19 protein-coding genes are annotated in these 18,702 nt (G+C 65.8%); 9 read left to right on the top strand and 10 right to left on the bottom strand.

What is annotated here, in order from left to right; translation table 11 throughout:
• Positions 1 to 537, top strand: a 537-nt coding sequence (locus ACOJTD_RS21400) for an NAD(P)(+) transhydrogenase (Re/Si-specific) subunit beta (RefSeq protein ID WP_420134873.1), incomplete at its 5' end; no start/stop codon positions are given.
• Between the two features lie 165 nt (positions 538 to 702).
• Here the strand turns inward: ACOJTD_RS21400 and ACOJTD_RS21395 are convergent.
• Positions 703 to 1,080, bottom strand: a complete 378-nt coding sequence (locus ACOJTD_RS21395; RefSeq protein ID WP_420134872.1) for a VOC family protein — start codon at positions 1,078 to 1,080, stop codon at positions 703 to 705.
• A gap of 225 nt (positions 1,081 to 1,305) precedes the next feature.
• On the opposite strand from ACOJTD_RS21395, the gene ACOJTD_RS21390 reads away from it, so the two are divergent.
• Together ACOJTD_RS21390 and ACOJTD_RS21385 are read left to right on the top strand one after the other, a co-directional pair.
• A complete protein-coding gene (locus tag ACOJTD_RS21390) occupies positions 1,306 to 1,593 on the top strand; it encodes a cupin domain-containing protein (RefSeq protein ID WP_420134874.1) in 288 nt (95 codons plus the stop codon).
• Between the two features lie 146 nt (positions 1,594 to 1,739).
• A complete protein-coding gene (locus ACOJTD_RS21385; protein WP_420134871.1) occupies positions 1,740 to 2,669 on the top strand; it encodes a hypothetical protein in 930 nt (309 codons plus the stop codon).
• Positions 2,670 to 2,876: 207 nt separating this feature from the next.
• Here ACOJTD_RS21385 and rpsU read toward each other — a convergent pair whose 3' ends face one another.
• The 3 genes from rpsU to purE form a co-directional block, all read right to left on the bottom strand.
• Positions 2,877 to 3,161 carry a 30S ribosomal protein S21 gene (gene rpsU / locus ACOJTD_RS21380; protein WP_378384625.1) on the bottom strand — a complete coding sequence of 95 codons (285 nt, stop codon included), beginning with the start codon at positions 3,159 to 3,161 and terminating at the stop codon, positions 2,877 to 2,879.
• A gap of 168 nt (positions 3,162 to 3,329) precedes the next feature.
• Positions 3,330 to 4,433 (bottom strand): 5-(carboxyamino)imidazole ribonucleotide synthase, encoded by a 1,104-nt coding sequence (locus ACOJTD_RS21375; RefSeq protein WP_420134870.1) that lies wholly within the window; start codon positions 4,431 to 4,433, stop codon positions 3,330 to 3,332.
• Positions 4,430 to 4,918 carry a 5-(carboxyamino)imidazole ribonucleotide mutase gene (gene purE, locus ACOJTD_RS21370; protein WP_420134869.1) on the bottom strand — a complete coding sequence of 163 codons (489 nt, stop codon included), beginning with the start codon at positions 4,916 to 4,918 and terminating at the stop codon, positions 4,430 to 4,432. Before purE ends, ACOJTD_RS21375 begins: the two co-directional genes overlap by 4 nt.
• A gap of 120 nt (positions 4,919 to 5,038) precedes the next feature.
• On the opposite strand from purE, the gene ACOJTD_RS21365 reads away from it, so the two are divergent.
• Entirely contained in the window at positions 5,039 to 5,818 is a 780-nt protein-coding gene (locus ACOJTD_RS21365; protein WP_420134868.1) for a GGDEF domain-containing protein, read from the top strand.
• Here the strand turns inward: ACOJTD_RS21365 and ACOJTD_RS21360 are convergent.
• Positions 5,808 to 6,014: a YdcH family protein gene (locus ACOJTD_RS21360; RefSeq protein WP_420134867.1), complete on the bottom strand. Its 207-nt coding sequence runs from the start codon at positions 6,012 to 6,014 to the stop codon at positions 5,808 to 5,810. The two genes, ACOJTD_RS21365 and ACOJTD_RS21360, sit on opposite strands and share 11 nt — an antisense overlap.
• A 397-nt stretch (positions 6,015 to 6,411) precedes the next feature.
• Here ACOJTD_RS21360 and ACOJTD_RS21355 point away from each other — a divergent pair, with 397 nt between their 5' ends.
• Positions 6,412 to 6,594: a YdcH family protein gene (locus tag ACOJTD_RS21355; RefSeq protein ID WP_420134866.1), complete on the top strand. Its 183-nt coding sequence runs from the start codon at positions 6,412 to 6,414 to the stop codon at positions 6,592 to 6,594.
• A gap of 272 nt (positions 6,595 to 6,866) precedes the next feature.
• On the opposite strand, the gene ACOJTD_RS21350 is transcribed toward ACOJTD_RS21355, so the two are convergent.
• Positions 6,867 to 7,973 (bottom strand): NAD(P)/FAD-dependent oxidoreductase, encoded by a 1,107-nt coding sequence (locus tag ACOJTD_RS21350; RefSeq protein ID WP_420134865.1) that lies wholly within the window; start codon positions 7,971 to 7,973, stop codon positions 6,867 to 6,869.
• A 170-nt stretch (positions 7,974 to 8,143) separates the two neighbouring features.
• On the opposite strand from ACOJTD_RS21350, the gene ACOJTD_RS21345 reads away from it, so the two are divergent.
• A complete protein-coding gene (locus tag ACOJTD_RS21345) occupies positions 8,144 to 10,819 on the top strand; it encodes an EAL and GGDEF domain-containing protein (protein ID WP_420134864.1) in 2,676 nt (891 codons plus the stop codon).
• Positions 10,820 to 10,858: 39 nt separating this feature from the next.
• Here ACOJTD_RS21345 and ACOJTD_RS21340 read toward each other — a convergent pair whose 3' ends face one another.
• The 4 genes from ACOJTD_RS21340 to ACOJTD_RS21325 all read right to left on the bottom strand — a co-directional run bounded on the left by ACOJTD_RS21340 (position 10,859) and on the right by ACOJTD_RS21325 (position 15,401).
• Entirely contained in the window at positions 10,859 to 11,800 is a 942-nt protein-coding gene (locus ACOJTD_RS21340; protein WP_420134863.1) for a carbon-nitrogen hydrolase family protein, read from the bottom strand.
• A gap of 11 nt (positions 11,801 to 11,811) precedes the next feature.
• A complete protein-coding gene (locus ACOJTD_RS21335; RefSeq protein WP_420134862.1) occupies positions 11,812 to 12,435 on the bottom strand; it encodes a flavin reductase family protein in 624 nt (207 codons plus the stop codon).
• Positions 12,436 to 12,654: 219 nt separating this feature from the next.
• Positions 12,655 to 14,556 (bottom strand): ATP-binding cassette domain-containing protein, encoded by a 1,902-nt coding sequence (locus ACOJTD_RS21330; protein ID WP_420134861.1) that lies wholly within the window; start codon positions 14,554 to 14,556, stop codon positions 12,655 to 12,657.
• Between the two features lie 11 nt (positions 14,557 to 14,567).
• Entirely contained in the window at positions 14,568 to 15,401 is an 834-nt protein-coding gene (locus tag ACOJTD_RS21325; protein ID WP_420134860.1) for an ABC transporter permease, read from the bottom strand.
• Between the two features lie 260 nt (positions 15,402 to 15,661).
• Here ACOJTD_RS21325 and ACOJTD_RS21320 point away from each other — a divergent pair, with 260 nt between their 5' ends.
• The 3 genes from ACOJTD_RS21320 (at position 15,662) to ACOJTD_RS21310 (ending at position 18,661) form a co-directional block, all read left to right on the top strand.
• A complete protein-coding gene (locus tag ACOJTD_RS21320) occupies positions 15,662 to 16,438 on the top strand; it encodes a TrmB family transcriptional regulator (RefSeq protein WP_420134859.1) in 777 nt (258 codons plus the stop codon).
• A gap of 120 nt (positions 16,439 to 16,558) precedes the next feature.
• Complete coding sequence (locus tag ACOJTD_RS21315; RefSeq protein WP_420134858.1) at positions 16,559 to 17,704, top strand: ABC transporter ATP-binding protein; 1,146 nt, start codon at positions 16,559 to 16,561, stop codon at positions 17,702 to 17,704.
• Positions 17,705 to 17,743: 39 nt separating this feature from the next.
• Complete coding sequence (locus ACOJTD_RS21310; protein ID WP_420134857.1) at positions 17,744 to 18,661, top strand: ABC transporter permease; 918 nt, start codon at positions 17,744 to 17,746, stop codon at positions 18,659 to 18,661.
• Positions 18,662 to 18,702 lie beyond the last annotated feature (41 nt).

Here is an 18,702-nt window from a genome sequence, read left to right as displayed (position 1 = left end):
GAACAGCGCCCGGCCAAGCTCGGCTCGGCCGACGACGCGGCCTTCATCATGAAGAACGCCTCGAAGGTCATCATCGTGCCGGGCTACGGCATGGCGGTGGCGCAGGCCCAGCACGCGCTGCGCGAAATGGCCGACACGCTGAAGAAGGAAGGCGTCGAGGTGAAGTACGCGATTCATCCGGTCGCCGGCCGCATGCCGGGCCACATGAACGTGCTGCTCGCCGAAGCCAACGTGCCCTACGACGAGGTGTTCGAGCTCGAGGACATCAACTCGGAATTCGCGCAGGCCGACGTCGCGTTCGTGATCGGCGCGAACGACGTCACCAACCCGGCGGCCGAAGAGGACAAGACTTCGCCGATCTACGGCATGCCGGTGCTGCAGGTCTGGAAGGCCGGCACCGTGATGTTCATCAAGCGGTCGCTCGCCTCCGGCTACGCCGGCATCGACAACCCGCTGTTCTCTCGCGACAACACCATGATGCTGCTCGGCGACGCCAAGAAGATGACCGAGAACATCGTCAAGGCGATGGCGCACTAAGCGCTCACCTATTGCGAAAAACGAAACGCCCGGCCGAACGGCCGGGCGTTTTTATTTTGACCACTAACTCTCCCGTCGTTGCGAGGAGCGAAGCGACGAAGCAATCCAGCCCAGTGCACGGCACTGGATTGCTTCGCTTCGCTCGCAATGACGGGGATAGGTCTTTCACCCCATCGGGTGCATCACGCAGAGCTTGTTGCCGTCGGGGTCGCGCAGATAGGCGAGGTAGAGTTTGCGGTCGCCCATGGCGCGGATGCCGGGCGGGTCCTCGCAGGGGGTGGCGCCATTGGCGACGCCGGTGGCGTGCCAGGCGTCGGCCTCTTCCTGGGACTTGGCGAGGAAGCCGATCGTGCCGCCATTGGCAAACGTCGCCGGCTCACCGTTGATCGGCTTGCTCACCGCGAAAGTCCCGGTCTTGGTCCGGTAGAAGATCCGGTGCCGATCGACCACCGCCGGCGCCACGCCGAGCGTGCCGAGCAGCTTGTCGTAGAACGACTTGGCGGCTTCGAGGTCGTTGGTGCCGATCATGATGTGCGAAAACATGGCGCTCCCTATTCTTGCTTGTTGTCTCATCGCGAGGATGACGCAGGATCATACCAATCCGGCACCATTTGGCGAGACGGCAGCGTGCCGGATGCGACGGCTTCATGCCGCCGCGAGTCGACGGCGCATGCCGGGGTTGCTGCGGCTGTGCGGCGGCGTGCTGGGGTGCGGGTGGATTTGATGGTATTCGTTGCGAGCGACTCTCCCCCGGAAAAGGAAACCATCATGCCGCTCGCCGCCAAGTCCGACGTCCAGATCGACAATGACGAGGTGCGGGTCACCGAATGGCGGCTGGCGCCCGGCGCCGCCACCGGCCACCATACCCACGGGATGGACTACGTCATCGTTCCGGTTGCCGACGGCGACATGACGATCGTGGCGCCGGACGGCAGCCGCTCGATCGCCAAGCTGAAAGCCGGCCAGTCATATTTCCGCAAGGCCGGGGTCCAGCACGACGTGCTCAATGAATCCACAGCCGAGATCGTATTTCTCGAGGTCGAGCTCAAGGCTTAACCGCGCGTTAAGGGCCTGGGCAGAGCTATAGACGGGCGACGCAGCGGGCGTCGGGCGGGCGCGTCCGATGTCACCGAGAGGTCGCAGTTGATCCCTGAATCAGCCTCAAATATCGAGCATCAAGCGCACGGGGAAGAGGCCCGTTCATGCTGAAATACATCACCGAAAAACTGATCGGGCAAATTCTGCCGTCGGTGGTCGCCACCGTTCTCGGCGCGTATGTAGTGAACGTCTACATCGTCAAGCCGAACACCGCTCCCGCTGCCCAGGAAGCGAAATCCGACGCCCCCAAGGCGGATGCGGCGAAGGCCGCGCCGGCCATGACTGCGTCGATTCCGGAAGCCGAGAAGGCGGATTACATCAAGCCGGATCAGCCGAAGGCCGAGGCCGGCAAGGCCAAGACCGCCGACCGGCCGTCGTTCCGGCATCCGAGCGCCCGCGAGAAAGCTGCGGCCGATAAGGCTGCCGCCGACAAGGCCGCTGCGGATAAATTGGCGGCCGAAAAGGCTGCGGCGGAGAAGACTGCGGCCGACAAGGCGCTGGCTGAAAAGGCGGCTGCGAAGCCGGCCGTCGCCACCGCTGCGCCCGAGCCAGCCAAGACCCAGGATGATCGCCGCGAGGCTGCTCGCGATCCCAACGACGTTGTCCGCGCCGCGGTGGAACGGCTTCGCGCCTCGGAGCCGAGCAAGCCGCTGACCGATGTCACCGCCCGCGCGCCTGAGCCGCTCAAGGTGCCGGAGACGGTAAAAGCCGCCGAGCCGTTCAAGCCCGCCGAGCCGATGAAGACCGAGGCGTTCCGGGTGCAGGATCCGCCGCGCAACACCGGCGCGTTGCAGCCGCTGCCGCCACCGGTCAGCGTCGCGGGACCTGCGGCCAACCAGATGACGACGGGATCGAGCATCGTCGGCGCTGCGCCCGGACCAGCAACGGTCGACGCCAGCTACGACAGCGCCCGCATCGCGCCGCCGGCGGATATTCCGACCGCGCGTGAGACGCCCCCGGCTGCGAAGCCCTCGGTGGCCGACGACGTGCTGTTCGCCGCCAAGTCAGTCTTCCACGCGGTGCTGCCGCGCTGATCTTTGGCCAACGAGACTGGATGCATGCCCGGGCTTGGTCCCGGGCATTTTTATGCCGGCAGCGGAAAGGCGGCGAGGAGCGCTGAATAAAAGACGCTACCTCAGGGACTGCCCCCTGCAGGGGGCAGGGAGAGGCTCCTCAAACGCAAAACGCGGGCCCGAGGCCCGCGTTCTGAAATCCGGATCGTATGATCGATCGTCGATCGATCAGCGCGGGCCACGCGCGGCGCCGGCACCAGCAGCGCCGGGACGACGGTCGGCGCCGAAAGCCGGCTTCGGCTTCATCGGCAGCAGGCCTTCGCGCTGCAGCTTCTTGCGGGCCAGCTTGCGGGCGCGACGAACGGCTTCGGCCTTTTCACGGGCCTTCTTCTCGGACGGCTTCTCGTAATGACCGCGGAGCTTCATCTCGCGGAAAATGCCCTCGCGCTGCATCTTCTTCTTGAGCGCCTTGAGAGCTTGATCGACGTTGTTATCGCGAACGAGAACCTGCACGCGGCATCCTCTTTGAATGGACCGATTTGTCTGGTCGGATGTGAATTCTGGAAAGCGGGGCCGACAAACGGCCAGGCCCTCAGCCTTAAGGGCGCCGATGTATCAGATCACCCCGCCGATGTCCACCTCGCCGGGGGATAAGTTTTTGCGACGTTTGGCCGACCAAACCTACGGTTTGGCGGCCTGTTCCACCACCGTGACGTGGCCCATCTTGCGGCCGGGCAGGGCGGCGCGCTTGCCGTAGAGATGAACGGTCGCGCCCGGAACCGTCAGCCACTGCGCATAGTCGTCGACGTCGTGGCCGATCAGATTGGTCATGGTCACGGTGCCGTGGCGCAGCGGCTGCGCCAGCGGCCAGCCGGCGATCGCCCGGATGTGCTGCTCGAACTGCGATACGGAGGCGCCGTCCAGCGTCCAATGCCCGGAATTGTGCACCCGGGGCGCGATCTCGTTGACCAGCACCTTGGCGCCATTGCCGTCCGGCACCACGAACATCTCGACGCCGAGCACGCCGACATAGCCCAGCGCGTCGGCGATCGTGGTGGCGATCCGACGCGCTTCCCCGGCGATGGCGTCGCTCACCGACGCCGGCGCGCGTGAGACCTTGAGAATATGGTCGCGATGCTCGTTGTCGGTCACGTCGTAGCAGACCACCTGGCCGTCGGCGCCGCGCGCGGCGATCACCGAGACTTCGCGTTCGAACGGCACGAAGGATTCGAGGATGGCGGCGCGGGTTTCCAGGCGCTGCCAGGCGGCCTCGATATCGTCGCCCTCGCGCAGCATCGCCTGACCCTTGCCGTCATAGCCGAACCGGCGGGTCTTCAGCACCGCGGGCAGGCCGAGCTTGGCGACGGCGGCGCGCAGCGTCTGCGGCGAAGTCACGTCGGCATAGCCGGCGGTGCCGATGCCGAGCTTGCTGACGAAGTCCTTCTCCCCCAGCCGGTCCTGCGTGGTCTCCAGGATCTTGTAGTCCGGCAGCACCGGCTTGCGGGCCGCCAGCACCAGAGCTGCCGAAGCCGGCACATTCTCGAATTCATAGGTGATGACGTCGACGTCGGCGGCGAACATCTCCAGCGCCTCGACGTCGGCATATTCGGCGCAGGTCGCGTTCTGCACGACGTCGAATGCCGGCGAATCCGGATCCGGCGAGAACACGTGGCAGCGCAGGCCGAGCCGCGCTGCGGCCATCGCCAGCATGCGGCCAAGCTGGCCGCCGCCGAGAATGCCGATGGTATCGCCGGGCTTGAGCACCTTCTGAGTCGGACCGCTCACGCCGTGCCCTCCGGGCGTTCGGCGATCGCCGCGGTCTGCTTGCTCCGCCACGCCGACAGCCGCTGCGCCAGGGCGTCGTCACCGAGTGCCAGCACGCTGGCCGCCAGCAGCGCCGCATTGATGGCCCCGGCTTTGCCGATCGCCAGCGTTCCGACCGGAATGCCGGCCGGCATCTGCACGATCGAATACAGCGAATCGACCCCCGACAGCGCCTTGGACTCCACCGGAACCCCGAACACCGGCAGCTCCGTCAGCGCCGCCGTCATGCCCGGCAGATGCGCCGCGCCGCCGGCACCGGCGATGATCACCTTGAAACCGGCGGCTTTCGCCCCCTTGGCAAAACCATAGAGCCGGTCGGGCGTGCGGTGGGCGGACACGATCCGCGCATCATGGGCAACGCCGAGCGCGGTCAGGGTCTCGGCGGCATGCCGCATCGTTTCCCAGTCCGACTGGCTGCCCATGATGATCGCAATGGGGGCTGTCATTCGAGCGATTCTTTCGCGAATCCAGAAGCATAAGAGGGGGAAATATAGAGCCGGCCGGCATCGCGGCCAAGGCGCCGGGAATGCACTATCCTTTCTTGGTGAAGACCGGCAAGGGTTGTGGTGCTCCAGACGCTGATTCTGATGAAAAAGACGCACTCCCGATCCCGAAAAGCGCCGCCCGGCGGGACCCTCAAGGAGCCGCCGCGCCCCGCTCAGGGGTCTGCCAAGCGGGACGCCGGCAAGGCGGCCAAGGCACCCAAGCCGGAACCCAAATTGGCCGGCAAGGCTTTGCCGCGCGCCCGCGTTGGCGCCGCCCGGCTGCCATCCGGACCGCAGGCGCAGATCCGGCGGTTGAAGGCGCAGCTTGCCGCCGCGCTGGCACAGATCGACGAACTGCGCGCCTCGGCCGAAACCGATTATCTGCTGGGCATCGCCAACCGCCGCGGCTTCGAGCGGGAACTGGAACGCGCGCTCGCCTATATCAAGCGCTACGGGGCCGGCGGCGCGCTGATCATGCTCGATGTCGATCGTCTCAAGCCGGTCAACGATACGTTCGGCCATGCGGCGGGCGATGTCGTGTTGAAAGCCGTGGTGGAGGCATTGCTCAGCCACGTCCGCGCGTCCGACTTGATCGGACGGCTCGGCGGCGACGAGTTCGCGCTGCTGCTGTGGAATTTAAGCGAGGCGGACGCCCGCAGGAAAGCGGCGGCGCTGGAGGAGACGGTGGACGACCTGCCGATCCAATTCGGCTCCCATACGGTGACTGCGGGCGTATCGGCCGGTGTCGCGATGCTGACAGCAGATATGGATGCGGCCGACGCCCTGGCCGCGGCCGACCGCGCCATGTATGCGCGCAAGGCCGAGCGCCGGGCGGCGGCCGGCCAGCCACTCAGGCGATGATGTCCGGCGTGATCTGATCTTCGATGAAGGCGATGCGGTCGCGCAGCGCCAGCTTCCGCTTCTTCAGGCGCTGCAGCCGGAGCAGGTCGGGAGCCGGCGAATGTTGCAATGCATCGATCGCCGCGTCGAGGTCGCGGTGTTCCTGATGCAGCTTTGCGAGCTCGGCAGCGAGCTCGCCTTCATCTTCGTCGGTCATGACCAGAAACAGCTTGGACTGATCCGCGGAGTGCGGACCGGGGCGGAGAGTGATGTTCCGCCGATTATCGCCTTTGTGCACCGCGTCGGCAAGCGGTGCAGTTGCTTCCTTCGTCGAACTCGACCTTAGGCGGAATAATCATTTCGATGGCGTTAAGAACCTAGGGCCGTTGCTGCACCAAGCGGAGAGAGACGACAAAATGCGCGCGGACGTTGTAGTTGCGCATTGTCCGACGAACGTATAGCAAGGCCCGATCTTCAACCCGGCTAATCCAGAATCGTTTCAGACGACCGGGTAATTATGACGCAGATATTTCAAAACCATCGACAGCCGCACTGAGAGATGTACACTCACTCGTCCGGATGGAATCTAGTCTCACTCATAGAGGAGGTTTCGTATGGCACTTCAGTCGCATCTCGTCGAACTTGAACGCAAGCACAAAGTTCTAGAGTCCCAACTGCACGAAGCGCTCGCCCATCCCTCCACGGACGATCTGCGCATCGCCGAGCTGAAGCGTCGCAAACTCATGGTACGGGACGAAATCAACCGGTTGAAGCAAGGCTCCGCAACTCTCCATTGATCTGATGGCTGCGGCGAACTCAGCGTTTCGCACGCGATGGTCGGCACACACGTGCTGCAATTTCGGCGAAGGCTGATATCTCCGCAAACGACGTGACGGACTCCGGTCTGCGCCATCCATCCGGGACGCTTCGGCGTCGGCGCAAAGACCGGGATCTGGCACGATCAGCAAGCAGATTATAGCCTGCCGAGGGTCACGCACCTGCCGCAGGTCTCGGCTCTGTCGATCTGATAAGTGCCAACGCCGATCGTGTCGTTGCGCCCGATGCGTGGCTACGCTGCTTCCGCCAGATCCGCCACATAGTCGGCAATCGCCAGCGAGGCGGTCAGCCCTGGCGACTCGATGCCGAACAGGTTGATCAGTCCCGCGACGCCGTGAACGTGCGGCCCCTGGATCACGAAGTCCTGTACGGCAATGGCGGGCGGCACGATCTTCGGCCGGATTCCCGAATAGCCAGGTGCCAGCGCTCCGTCGGGAAGGCCGGGCCAATACTTGCGGATCGCCGGATAGAACCGCTCTGCGCGGGCCGGATCGACGACGTAGTCGATGCTGTCGATCCATTCGACATCGGGCCCGAACCGCGCCTGTCCGCCCATGTCGAGCGTCAGATGCACGCCAAGGCCACCCGGCTCCGGCACCGGATAGATCAGGTGTGAGAACGGCGCCCGCGCGCCGCAACTGAAGTAATTGCCTTTGGCGAGATATTCGGTCGGCACCAGCTCCTTCGGCATCGGCGCGATCGCGCGCGCCACCGCCGGTGCGCCGAGGCCGGCCGCATTGATCAGCAGCCGGCATCCCAGAGCCATCGACGCCTCGCCGCCGACATCCAGCGCCAGACCGTCATCGGCGGACGCGACGCCCAGCAGGGGTGCATGAAAGGCGAATGCGGCGCCGGCTTCCTCGGCGTCGCCGTGAAGGGCCAGCATGTAGGCGTGGCTGTCGATGATCCCGGTCGAGGGCGACAGCAGGGCTGCGACGCAGGTCAGGGCCGGCTCCATCGCATGGGCCGCCGCACCGTCGAGCGTCTTCAGATCGTCGACGCCGTTCGCCGCCGCATGGGCGTGAATGGCCGCGAGCTTGTCGGCTTCGGACGCCGTGGTCGCGACGATCAGCTTGCCGCAATTCCGATGCGGCACGCCGTGGTCGCCGCAATAGGCGTACAGCGCCTGCTTTCCGGAGACGCAAAGCCGCGCCATCAGGCTGCCGGCGCGATAATAGATTCCGGCGTGAATGACCTCGCTGTTGCGCGATGACGTTCCGGTGCCGATGCCTTCGGCGGCCTCCAGCACGACGACTTCACGTCCCGCCTGCGCGAGCCGCCGCGCGATCGCGAGACCCACCACTCCTGCGCCGACCACGACGCATTCGACCTGTTCCATAGCTCCCCATTCCCGACACTGCCCAAACAGGGCGCGGTGTTATCGCGGGATTAACCATCGCAGGTCAATTGATGAAAACCAGGTCACGATCCGGATGACGAACCTGTGGTGTTTACGCGTTCAAAATAAGTCACGCGCGAGATTATTCACCAGCAATTGCCGGGTGGTTCATGGTGCTGAGGAATGGGAAGGCAAGCAGCGGGGCAGCAGCGGCTGCGGCGGTGGCTTTGCTTTTCGCCTCGAGCACGGCTGCGTTTGCGCAGGCAGGTGCTCAGCCGGCCGACCTCGGCGGCTTCGAACCAGAACTGATCTGGGAGCTGTTGATCGGCGGCATCGTGCTGGCCTGCATCACCAGCGCGGTCGCGCTGTGGGCAACGTCGGTGATCCGCCGCCTGCGCCGCGCCGAGCGTCGCAAGAACGTGCTGGTCGACTCCGTGCTGAACAAGCTGCAACAGGGCGTGGTGATTTCCGACGCCTCCGGCCGGCTGGTTTTCTGCAACGATCGCTATCTGGAGATGTACGGGCTGACGCGGGCCGATGCGCCGTACGGCATGAATACGCGCGACCTGCTTGCGCTGCGTCGCGCGCGCGGCACGCTGGATCTCAGCACCAAGGAATTCCTGAGATCCGCTGCCACGCCCGAGGGACACATCAGCGAGCTGCCGGACGGTCGCTTCGTCCAGGTCAAGGTCTCGGTGCTCGCCAATGGCGGAACGATCTCGACCCACAACGACTGCACCGAGCTGCGCCGGGTTTCCAAGCAGCTTTCGACCACCAGCCAGTTCCTCGAGTCGGTGATCGACAACATCCCGGTGTGCGTCGCCGCCAAGAGCATCGAGGACGGCCGCTACATCCTCGCCAACCGCGCCTTCGAAAAGTTGTCGAAGATGCCGCGCGAAAAGATCATCGGTGCGACCGCGGAGGATCTCTATCCGCCGCGTTCGGCTGCCGCGATCCGCGAGGCGGACCAGGCTGCGCTGGCGTCGGGGAAGGGCGAGTATCGCTCCGAGCTGACGATCGAGTTCGGCCGCCGCGATCTCGTCCTCGCCTCCGAGCGCGTGGTCGCGCGTAACGAACATAACGAGCCGGAATTCATCATCGCGCTGTTTCAGGACGTCACCGAACGTCAGGCGCTGGCGCGTGAACTCGACAAGACGCGGAAATTCCTCGAACTGGTCGTGGACAACATTCCGGTCGCGCTGACGGTGCAGAACAGCAGCAATAGCCGCTATGTGCTCGCCAATCGCGGCGCCGAGGTGATCCTCAACCGCCGCCGCGAAGACGCACTGGGGCTGACGTCGGGCGAGATCTTCAACGCCAAGGAAGCGCGGCTGATCGGCGAGCGCGACGAGCTCGCGATCCGCAAGGGCGGCCTGATGGTCGAAGAGCATCCGATCAGCACCAAGAACGGGCTGCGGCTGTTCGTGACCCGCCGCATCACCGTGGCCGACGAGGCCGAGACCTATCTGATCAAGACCCATGTGGACGTCACCGACCGCCGCCAGACCGAAGCGCGGATGGCGCATATGGCGTATCACGACGGTCTGACCGGGCTTCCCAACCGGACCGCCTTCCTGAAATCCCTGTCGCAGATGATCGAGGCCTGCGACTGTGCCTCCGACGAGTTCGCCGTGCTGACGGTCGATCTTGATGGGCTGGCCGAGATCAACGACGTGTTCGGTCATGCGATCGGCGACAAGCTGCTGATCGAGGTGGCGCGGCGGATCGAGACGGCGTCCCGCGGCGGCATCGTGGCACGCCTCAGTGGCGACGAATTCGGGCTGCTGATCGACGGCGCTCAGCCCACAATGGGCTACGAACTCGCCGAGCGGGTCGCGCGCGAGCTGGCCCATGGCTTCGAGATCGACGGCAAAACGGTGCGCACGGGCGTCACCACCGGCATTGCGCTGTTCCCGCGCGACGGCAAGGATGCCGCTTCGCTGCTCGCCAATGCGGGCGCCGCGCTGTTCCGCGCCAAGGCCCGGGCGCGCGGCACCATCAGCGTATTCGCGCCCGAGATGGACATGCAGATCCGCGACCGCCGGGCGCTGCATCAGGACCTGTCGAGCGCCATCCGCAACGGCGAATTGTCGCTCTACTACCAGCCGCAGGCTTCGAGCAGCAAATTGGTCGCCGAAACCAACATCGTCGGTTTCGAGGCGCTGGCGCGCTGGTGTCATCCGATCCGCGGCTTCGTGCCGCCGTCGGAGTTCATTCCGCTCGCCGAAGAAAGCGGACTGATCGTCGAGATCGGCGAATGGATTTTGCGCGAGGCCTGCCGCCAGGCGGCGGCGTGGCCCAAGCCGCTGCAGATCGCCGTCAACCTGTCGCCGGCCCAATTCCTCAACAGCGATCTGGTCTCGTTCGTGCATCGCGTGCTGATCGAGACTGGGCTGCAGCCGGGCCGGCTCGAGCTCGAAATCACCGAGGGCGTGCTGATCGAGGATTTCGAACGCGGCCTGTCGCTGCTGCGCCGGCTCAAGGCGCTCGGCGTCCGCGTCTCGATGGACGATTTTGGCAGCGGCTACTCGTCGCTGACCTATCTGCAGGCGTTCCCGTTCGACAAGATCAAGATCGACCGCGCTTTCATCATGAATCTCGGCCGCAACGTGCAGTCCGCGGCGATCGTGCGCGCGGTGATCGGGCTCGGCCACGGCCTCGGCGTCTCGCTGGTGGCCGAAGGCGTCGAGACCCAGGAGCAGCTCGACTTCCTGGTCGAGGAAGGCTGCGACGCAGTTCAGGGCTATCTGATCGGTCGTCCGGCGCCGATCGACGACTATCCCTGGCTGGTCGGCCTGCCGTCGCCGGTCAAGGGCGCCGCCGCGCGGGCCCGGCAGGCGATCTGACCGCTCGCCTGCGACGATCGTTAGCTCGAGTTATCGACATCACGCCTTGGCTTTGTTCGTGCTGAACGCGACCGGCGTCTGCGGCCGCTCGTCCACGTGCAGCGTGAACAGGTCCGGCCGCGAATAGTGTCCAACCGCGTCGAAATCGAGCGTCGATCCGAGAATATCGTCGGTGTCGATATCGGCGGTGAGGATGCCTTCCTCGTCGAGTAGTGGGCCGGCGAGGACTTCGCCGAGCGGTCCGACGATCACCGAGCGGCCGTGCATCATCCACTCGTCCGGACCGGCTTCGATCCGGCTGGCATAGTCGGCCGGGAAGTCCGACCGCCGCATCACCTGGCAGGCGCCGATCACGAAGCAGCGGCCTTCGAGCGCGATGTGGCGCATCGTCGAAATCCACGTCTCACGGTCGTCGGCGGTCGGTGCGGCCCAGATCTGGACGCCCTTGGCGTAGTATGCGGCACGCATCAGCGGCATGTAGTGCTCCCAGCAGATCGCGCCGCCGAGCTTGCCGTAGGGCGTGTCGACCACGGTCAGGGTCGAGCCGTCGCCGAAGCCCCACACCAGCCGCTCCGAGCCGGTCGGCATGATCTTGCGGTGGATGCCGAGCAGGCCGGTGGGCGCCAGATACAGCGCCGTGCAATACAGCGTGCCGCCGTCGCGCTCGATCACGCCGACGACGGCGTGGATGTCGTGCTCGGCGCAGGCGGCGACGAGCTGGTCGACCTCCGGGCCCGGAATGCTGATCGAACCGCGGACATAGCGGGCGAAATCCTCGCGACCTTCCGGGGTGCGGCGGCCGATGGCACAGCCGAAATCGAGGCCCTTCGGATAGCCGCCGATGAAAGCTTCGGGAAACACCGCGATCTGGACACCCTTGGCGGCGGCTTCGCCGATCAGCGCCACGGTGCGGGCGGTCGCGGCTGCTGCGTCGAACGGAACGGTGGTCGCCTGGACGGCCGCGACTTTCAACTTGGCCATGGGATGGGTCCTTATGATGCGGTGGTGGAGCTGATCTGCGGGGCGTGCCAGAGCGGCCGGTCGAGATCGAATAGATCGCGGGTGCGGGTGTAGGCGGAGGGGCCGTGCATCCGGCCGACGAGATCGAGCGCGGCGTGATCGACGCGCGGGCGCTGCGGATCGCCGGTGAGCACATGCTGCGCGTAGTGCGCGTGAAGAATTTGTCCGACCACCAGCAACTGGCCGGGGCCGGTGTCGAGCAGATGTGTGAGCTTGCACTCGAACGCGACCGGCGAGGCGGCGATCCGCGGCGGCGCGATCGCGACGCTCGGCAGTGTCGCGAGGTCGGCGTGAGCGAGTTCGTCGACCTCCGGCGGGGCGTCGACGCAGGTCGCATTCATCGTCTCGACGAGGTCGAACGGCACGAGATTGACGACGAACTCGCCGGTGGCGCGGATATTTGCGGCGGTGTCCTTCGGCGAACCGGGCCGGGCCAGAATGCCGAGGGCGATGACCGGATCATCCGAGCCGAACATGTTGAAGAACGAGTAGGGGGCGGCGTTGACGCAGCCGTCCAGCGCCCGCGTCACCACCCAGGCAATCGGCCGCGGCATGATGGTCGAGGCGAGCAGCCGGTAACGATCCGCGCCGGACATGGCGGCGAAGTCGAAATGACGCTGAGGCTTTGATACCAAGTCGTGCATTTTGGCTAACGGTTCTCGTCATGGCCGGGCTCGTCCCGCCTGCGCGGCCGAAGCCGCTTCGGCGCGGCGAAGGCCCGGCCATCCACGTCTTTGCTGAGGTTGGAGCCCCGAGGCGTGGATGCCCGGGACAAGCCCGGGCATAACGAACTCAGACGTCCAACCCGGGACGGGTCAGGCGCGGGTGATCTTCACGCTTTTCGGATCGAAGCCCTTGGCGGCGGCTTCCTTGTCGACCGCGCTGGCGATCGTGGTGTCGACGAACTTCGTCACGTCAGGCACGCGCGGCAGCAGCTTGTTTTCCACGCCCCATTTGCCGAGCAGATCCATCTTGGCGATCTGCGCCGGCGTCAGCGTCGCCTTGACGTCGGTGTAGGCCTTGGCGCTCCACGCCGGATCGTAGCTCGAGGCCTTCTCCAGCACTTCGACCGGGATGTTCTTGGCGGGCTCCAGCGTGCGGAACCAGCCGTTGACGAGGTCGTGGTTCTGGCTGGCGAAGAACAGCGCTTCGGAGTTCGCCTTCAGCATCCGCTTCAGCACCTCCGGCCGCTCCTTGAAGAAGCGGTTGTTGCCGCTGAGCACGATCACCGGCGTGACGTTCTGCGACACCACCTGGGCGAAGCCGGCGTTCTCGAAGAACGACACGAACGGATCGTAAGTGAAGAACGCGTCGATGCGCTGCGCACCGACCGCGTCGGCGAGTTCTGCCGGGCCGACGTTGACGAAGGTGACGTCCTTGCCGGGCGTCAGCCCGGCCTTCGCCACGGCTTCCTGGGCGTTCTGGAAGGCAGTGATGCCGAAGGTGCCGAACACCTGCTTGCCCTTGAGGCCCGCGAGATCAGTGATGCCCGACTTCTTCGTGGTGAGCACCGCCGAGCGGAAGATCGCCTGCGACGACACGGTGGTCACCGGTGCGCCGATCGCCATGGTGGTGACGGCGGCGAAGTCGGACAGCGTGCCGATGTCGGCGGCGCCGGAGACCAGCGCTTCGGTGATCGCCGGCGACGCGGCGAGCTGGATCATTTCCATCTTCAGGCCGTTGCGCTCCGCGATGTCGGTGCGCATCAGCACGTGGGCGATCTGGGCCGACACCGTGGTGGTGTTGAACCAGCCCATCTTCACGACATCGGCGCCCTGGGCCCGCAGGATCGACGGCGCCGCGAGCGGCATGGTGGCTGCAAAGCCGGCGGCGAGCTGTCCGAAGCGGCGGCGCGATAGATTGATTGTCACGGCTGAGTCCCCTGTTGGCCATTCAGGCTTCAGCGTCTCCCACAGGTCTTTGACCGTGGAGACGAACCATGGATCGGATCGCATTTCGGCGGTGCGCGGCCGCGGCAGCGGTACCAGCACTTCGTCGCGGACGCGGCCGGGCCGCGGGCTCATCACCACGACGCGGTCGGCGAGGAACACTGCCTCGTCGATGCCGTGGGTCACGAAGATCCCGGTCTTGCCGGCTTCGGTGGAGATGCGGGCGATTTCTTCCTGCAGCAGCACGCGGGTCTGAGCGTCGAGTGCGCCGAACGGCTCGTCCATCAACAGAATGTCGGGATCGGGCGCCAGCGCGCGGGCGATCGCAGCGCGCTGCTTCATGCCGCCGGACATCTGGTGCGGATACTTGTCTTCGAAACCGGAGAGGTGAACGGTCTTGATCAGCGAGCGGGCGATCTCGGCGCGCTGCGCCTTGGGCATGCCCTTCGCCTTGAGGCCGAACTCGACGTTCTGCTGCACCGTCATCCAGCCGAACAGCGCGTAGTCCTGAAACACGACGGTGCGCGAGGCGTCGGGCTTGGAGATCGGCCGGCCGTTCTGCAGGATCTGGCCGCTCGAGGCCGACTGGAAGCCGGCGATGATGCTGAGCAGCGTCGACTTTCCGCAGCCCGATGGGCCGAGCAGCGAGATGAACTCGCCCTTCTTGATGCGCAGCGACACGCCGTCGAGCGCGATCACCGCCTGGTGGGTGGTCTTTGAGTCGTAGACCTTGCCGACGTTGCGGATGTCGATCTGGACGTCGGCAGCGGCGGTTCGCGGAGCCGGTACGGCGGCGCCAAGAGTAGCAGGTGCGAATTGGGCGTTCATGGCGAGGCTCCTCAGCTGCGCTCGGAAGGAGCCCACGCGTTCACGCGCCGCTCGATGCGTTCAAGGATGGCGGACATCGCGAAGCCGATCAGTCCGATCGTCACCATGCCGGCGACGACGTTGTTGATCTGGAAGAGCATGCGCGACTGCTGGATCAGGTAGCCGAGGCCGGTCTGGGCGGCGATCAGCTCGGCGGTGACGACGCACATCCAGCCGACACCGAGCGCGATGCGCAGGCCGGGCAGGATGATCGGCAGCGAGGCGGGGATCAGCACGTCGGTGAACAGCTGCCACGGCTTGGCGCCGAGGCAGAGCGCGGCGTTCATCTGGTTGCGGTCGAGGCCGCGGATAGCCGTGTAGGTGGCGATGAACACCGGGAAGACGGCGCCGAGAAACACCAGGAAGTAGGAGGCGGCATCGCCGAGCCCGAACCACAGGATGGTGATCGGGATCCAGGCCAGCGGCGGGATCGGCCGCAGCGCCTCGATCACCGGGCCCACATAGTCGGAAACCGTGCGCCACCAGCCGCAGAGCAATCCGAGCGCGAGGCCGACCACGCAGGCGAGCAGAAAGCCGACCGCGACGCGCTGCAGGCTGGCGCCGAGGTGGACCCAGAGCGAGCCGTCGATCGCCATCTGCCACAGCGCCTCGGCGATCGCGACCGGCGAGGGCAGCAGGAAGCCGTCGACCAGGCCGAGCTGGGTGATCGCCTGCCAGATCGCGAAGAAGGCCGTGAGGCCGATCGCGGCCCGCATCGGCCGCCCCGCAAAAGCATTCTGAATCATCGCGAACCGCGGCCTCATCGTTTCGACCGGCAGGCGGCCCGCATCGGCTTCTGCTTCCATCTGCACTCCTCCTTTGGTCGTGCTCGCCCGCATCCGGGCACCATCAAAGGATGAATATGTCGGATAATTCCGTCAATCTAGAATCCGCGCCGACCGGAACATAAATCAGGCATAACCCATAAAATATTGCACATAGTGACGGCATCTGCCGGCACGACAAGCATATGGGGCGAATTAGCCGTTGAAGTGTCGGGAAAATCCGACAATAGACGTCGTGGTCCGGATCGGACATGGTCGGCTGACTTGGGCTGTGGGGAGTGATGGTGGATATCGAAGCGAAACTGGCCCGGATCGGCATCACGGGATCGCTCTACAAGCTGTATCTGACCGCCGTCGGCCTCGGCGGCGCGTCGGTGACGGCTGTCGCCGCCAAGGCCGGTCTGCCGCGCACCACAGCGCACGACGCGCTGGCCAAGCTCGAGGCCGAGGGGTTGGTTCGCTTCGTCGACCACGGCAAGCGGCGCTTCGTGGTCGCGCAGGAGCCGGGCATCCTGCTGGAGCGGCTGGAAGCCCGCCGGACGATGCTGGAAGACGTCATGCCCGTGCTGCGCTCGATGTATCACCACGAGAGCGGCCAGCCGAACGTGCGTTTCCATCCGGGGCCCGAAGGCATTCGCACCACGCTGTGGGACACGCTGTCGGGCGGCGACAAGGTGCTGCGCGCGACGCTGTCGATGCGCGAGCTGATGGCCGAGCCCGGGCTGGAGGAAATGGAGCGCTATCTGCAGGAGCGCGCCCGCCGCGGCATCTGGCTGCGGGTGATCCGCTCCGTGGAGCGCGACATCGCGCCGATCTGGCCGTCGAGCCAGGAACTGTGCCGCGAGCTGCGCTACGCGCCGCACGAGCACACGCTGTCGATGACCTGCTTCATCTACGGCAACAAGGTCTGCCTGATCTCGTCGGCGCGGGAGAGCTACGGCCTGATCATCGACAGCGCCGAGTTCGCGGCGTTTCAGGCCTCGATGTTCGACGCGATGTGGAGCCTGAGCACGCCCGACGCGCAAACGGCGATCCCAGCGCCCGACGCCGAAGACTGACGCGCGCCGGCGTCGCGCGGCGTACCGAGCGCCTGCTCCGCGGCTGTTGAGCCGCCTGCGATTGGCCGCTACAGCTTTGCGGTTCTGATCGATCGAGGATGGGGGCGGAACGCCGGGGACATGACTGAGCACGCTGGGGATGCTGCGTCGGCCGAGATTGCCGGCGCGCCGCTGTTGCGGATCGAGGCGGTGGAGAAACGCTTCGGCGGCTTCGTCGCAGTCGACGGACTGTCACTCGACATCAAGGCCGGCGAATTCTTCGCGTTGCTCGGCCCCAGCGGCTGCGGCAAGACCACGCTGCTGCGGATGCTTGCCGGCTTCGAGACGCCGGACACCGGCCGCATCCTGCTCGACGGAGAGGACATCGCGCCGGTGCTGCCGCACGAGCGTCCCGTCAACATGATGTTCCAGAACTACGCGTTGTTTCCGCACCTGTCGGTGGCCAACAACATCGCGTTCGGGCTGAAGCGTGCCGGACTGCCGCGCAAGGAGATCAAGGCGCGCGTCGCCGAGATGGTGGCGCTGGCGAAGCTCGAAGGCATGGAGAAGCGCCGGCCCGATCAGCTCTCCGGTGGTCAGCAGCAGCGCGTCGCGCTCGCCCGCGCGCTGGCGCGGCGGCCGAAATTGCTGCTGCTCGACGAGCCGATGGCAGCCCTCGACAAGAAGCTGCGTGAAAACACCCAGCTCGAACTGATCGCGTTGCAGAAGCGGCTCGGCACCACCTTCGTCATCGTCACCCACGATCAGGACGAGGCGATGACGGTGGCGGACCGCATCGGCGTGATGCGCGCCGGCAAGCTCGAACAGGTCGCGACGCCGCGTCGGCTGTATGAGACGCCGGCGTCGCGCTGGGTCGCGGAGTTCGTCGGCGACGTCAACATACTGGACGGCAACGTCACGTCGCGCGAGCACGGCCGCCTGACCGTGGCGACGAGCGATGCCGGCGCGGTGACAGCGACGGCGCCGTCGCAGCCGACCGAGGCGACATCGGTGGCGCTTGCGATCCGCCCCGAGAAAATCAAGCTGTCGCGGCGTGGTCCCGCGGCCGATCCCGGTCATGCCGATGCAATGAACCGGCTCAACGGCGAGATCGTCGAGGTCGGCTATGTCGGCGGGCTGACCAGCTACAAGCTCCGCCTCGATGCCGGCGCCGTGCTGCATGCCAAGATGGCGAACACGACGCGGCTCGACAGTGACGTGTACCAGACCGGCCAGCACGTCGTCGCGTGGTTCGCGCCGGACGATTGCGTGGTGCTGGACCGATGAGGGCAGGGCGATGAAGGCAGGTCTTGTGAAGGAACGCCGATGAGCGGCGCACGCGAAATCTTCACCCGCCCGGCGCGGCTCGCGGTGATCGCGCCGTATCTGTGGATGGCGCTGTTCTTCCTGGTTCCGTTCGGCTTCGTGGTGAAGATCAGCCTGTCGCAGAGCGCGATCGCGCAGCCGCCTTATACCCCAGTATTCGATCTCAGCGCCGGCTGGGAGGCGCTGAGCGCGGCGTTCGCGACGCTGTCGCTGGATAATTTCCGGCTGCTGATGTCGGACAACCTCTATGTGCTGTCCTATCTGCGCAGCCTCACGGTGGCAACGGTCTCGACTGCGATCCTGCTGCTGATCGGTTATCCGATCGCCTATGCGATGGCCCGGCTGCCGCGGCGCTGGCAGCCCTTGGCGATGATGCTGGTGATCGTGCCGTTCTGGACCTCGTTCTTGATCCGCATCTACGCCTGGATCAACATCCTGCAGCACGACGGTCTGCTGAATCAGTTGCTGCTGACGCTGCACATCGTGTCCACGCCGGTGGTGTGGCTATCGACCGACACCGCGATGTATGTCGGCATCGTCTATTCCTATCTGCCGTTCATGGTGCTGCCGCTGTACGCGACGCTGGCGAAGCTGCCGGCCGCGCTCGGCGAGGCCGCGGCCGATCTCGGTGCCTCGCCGCGCGGCGCATTCTGGCTGGTGACGTTTCCGCTGTCGCTGCCCGGCATCGGCGCCGGCGTTCTGCTGTGCTTCATCCCGATCGTCGGCGAATTCGTGATCCCGGATCTGCTCGCGGGCTCCGACTCGCAAATGATCGGGCAGACGCTGTGGCTGGAATTCTTCACCAACCGCGACTGGCCGGCAGCCTCGGCGATCGCCGTCGTCCTGCTAGGCGTGCTGCTCCTGCCGCTGATGATCTACGAGCGGCTTCAGCGGCGGCAGTTGGAGGGTGGGCGGTGATGATGGTGCGGGCGGCAGCGTTTAGGGCTCCCCTCCCCCTT

It is taken from the genome of Rhodopseudomonas sp., assembly GCF_048594845.1.
Lineage (GTDB): Bacteria > Pseudomonadota > Alphaproteobacteria > Rhizobiales > Xanthobacteraceae > Rhodopseudomonas.
The sequence above is the reverse complement of the archived record's forward strand: the minus strand, read 5'-3'. Positions and strand labels throughout refer to the sequence as shown.

Excerpts from the sequence above, each read along its gene's own strand:
- ACOJTD_RS21395 (WP_420134872.1), bottom strand. The coding sequence starts at position 1,080 with ATGTTTTCGCACATCATGATCGGCACCAACGACCTCGAAGCCGCCAAG.
- ACOJTD_RS21390 (WP_420134874.1), top strand. The coding sequence starts at position 1,306 with ATGCCGCTCGCCGCCAAGTCCGACGTCCAGATCGACAATGACGAGGTG.
- ACOJTD_RS21385 (WP_420134871.1), top strand. The coding sequence starts at position 1,740 with ATGCTGAAATACATCACCGAAAAACTGATCGGGCAAATTCTGCCGTCG.
- purE (WP_420134869.1), bottom strand. The coding sequence starts at position 4,918 with ATGACAGCCCCCATTGCGATCATCATGGGCAGCCAGTCGGACTGGGAA.
- ACOJTD_RS21360 (WP_420134867.1), bottom strand. The coding sequence starts at position 6,014 with ATGACCGACGAAGATGAAGGCGAGCTCGCTGCCGAGCTCGCAAAGCTG.
- ACOJTD_RS21355 (WP_420134866.1), top strand. The coding sequence starts at position 6,412 with ATGGCACTTCAGTCGCATCTCGTCGAACTTGAACGCAAGCACAAAGTT.
- ACOJTD_RS21350 (WP_420134865.1), bottom strand. The coding sequence starts at position 7,973 with ATGGAACAGGTCGAATGCGTCGTGGTCGGCGCAGGAGTGGTGGGTCTC.
- ACOJTD_RS21345 (WP_420134864.1), top strand. The coding sequence starts at position 8,144 with ATGGTGCTGAGGAATGGGAAGGCAAGCAGCGGGGCAGCAGCGGCTGCG.
- ACOJTD_RS21340 (WP_420134863.1), bottom strand. The coding sequence starts at position 11,800 with ATGGCCAAGTTGAAAGTCGCGGCCGTCCAGGCGACCACCGTTCCGTTC.
- ACOJTD_RS21335 (WP_420134862.1), bottom strand. The coding sequence starts at position 12,435 with ATGTCCGGCGCGGATCGTTACCGGCTGCTCGCCTCGACCATCATGCCG.
- ACOJTD_RS21330 (WP_420134861.1), bottom strand. The coding sequence starts at position 14,556 with ATGAACGCCCAATTCGCACCTGCTACTCTTGGCGCCGCCGTACCGGCT.
- ACOJTD_RS21325 (WP_420134860.1), bottom strand. The coding sequence starts at position 15,401 with ATGGAAGCAGAAGCCGATGCGGGCCGCCTGCCGGTCGAAACGATGAGG.
- ACOJTD_RS21320 (WP_420134859.1), top strand. The coding sequence starts at position 15,662 with ATGGTGGATATCGAAGCGAAACTGGCCCGGATCGGCATCACGGGATCG.
- ACOJTD_RS21315 (WP_420134858.1), top strand. The coding sequence starts at position 16,559 with ATGACTGAGCACGCTGGGGATGCTGCGTCGGCCGAGATTGCCGGCGCG.
- ACOJTD_RS21310 (WP_420134857.1), top strand. The coding sequence starts at position 17,744 with ATGAGCGGCGCACGCGAAATCTTCACCCGCCCGGCGCGGCTCGCGGTG.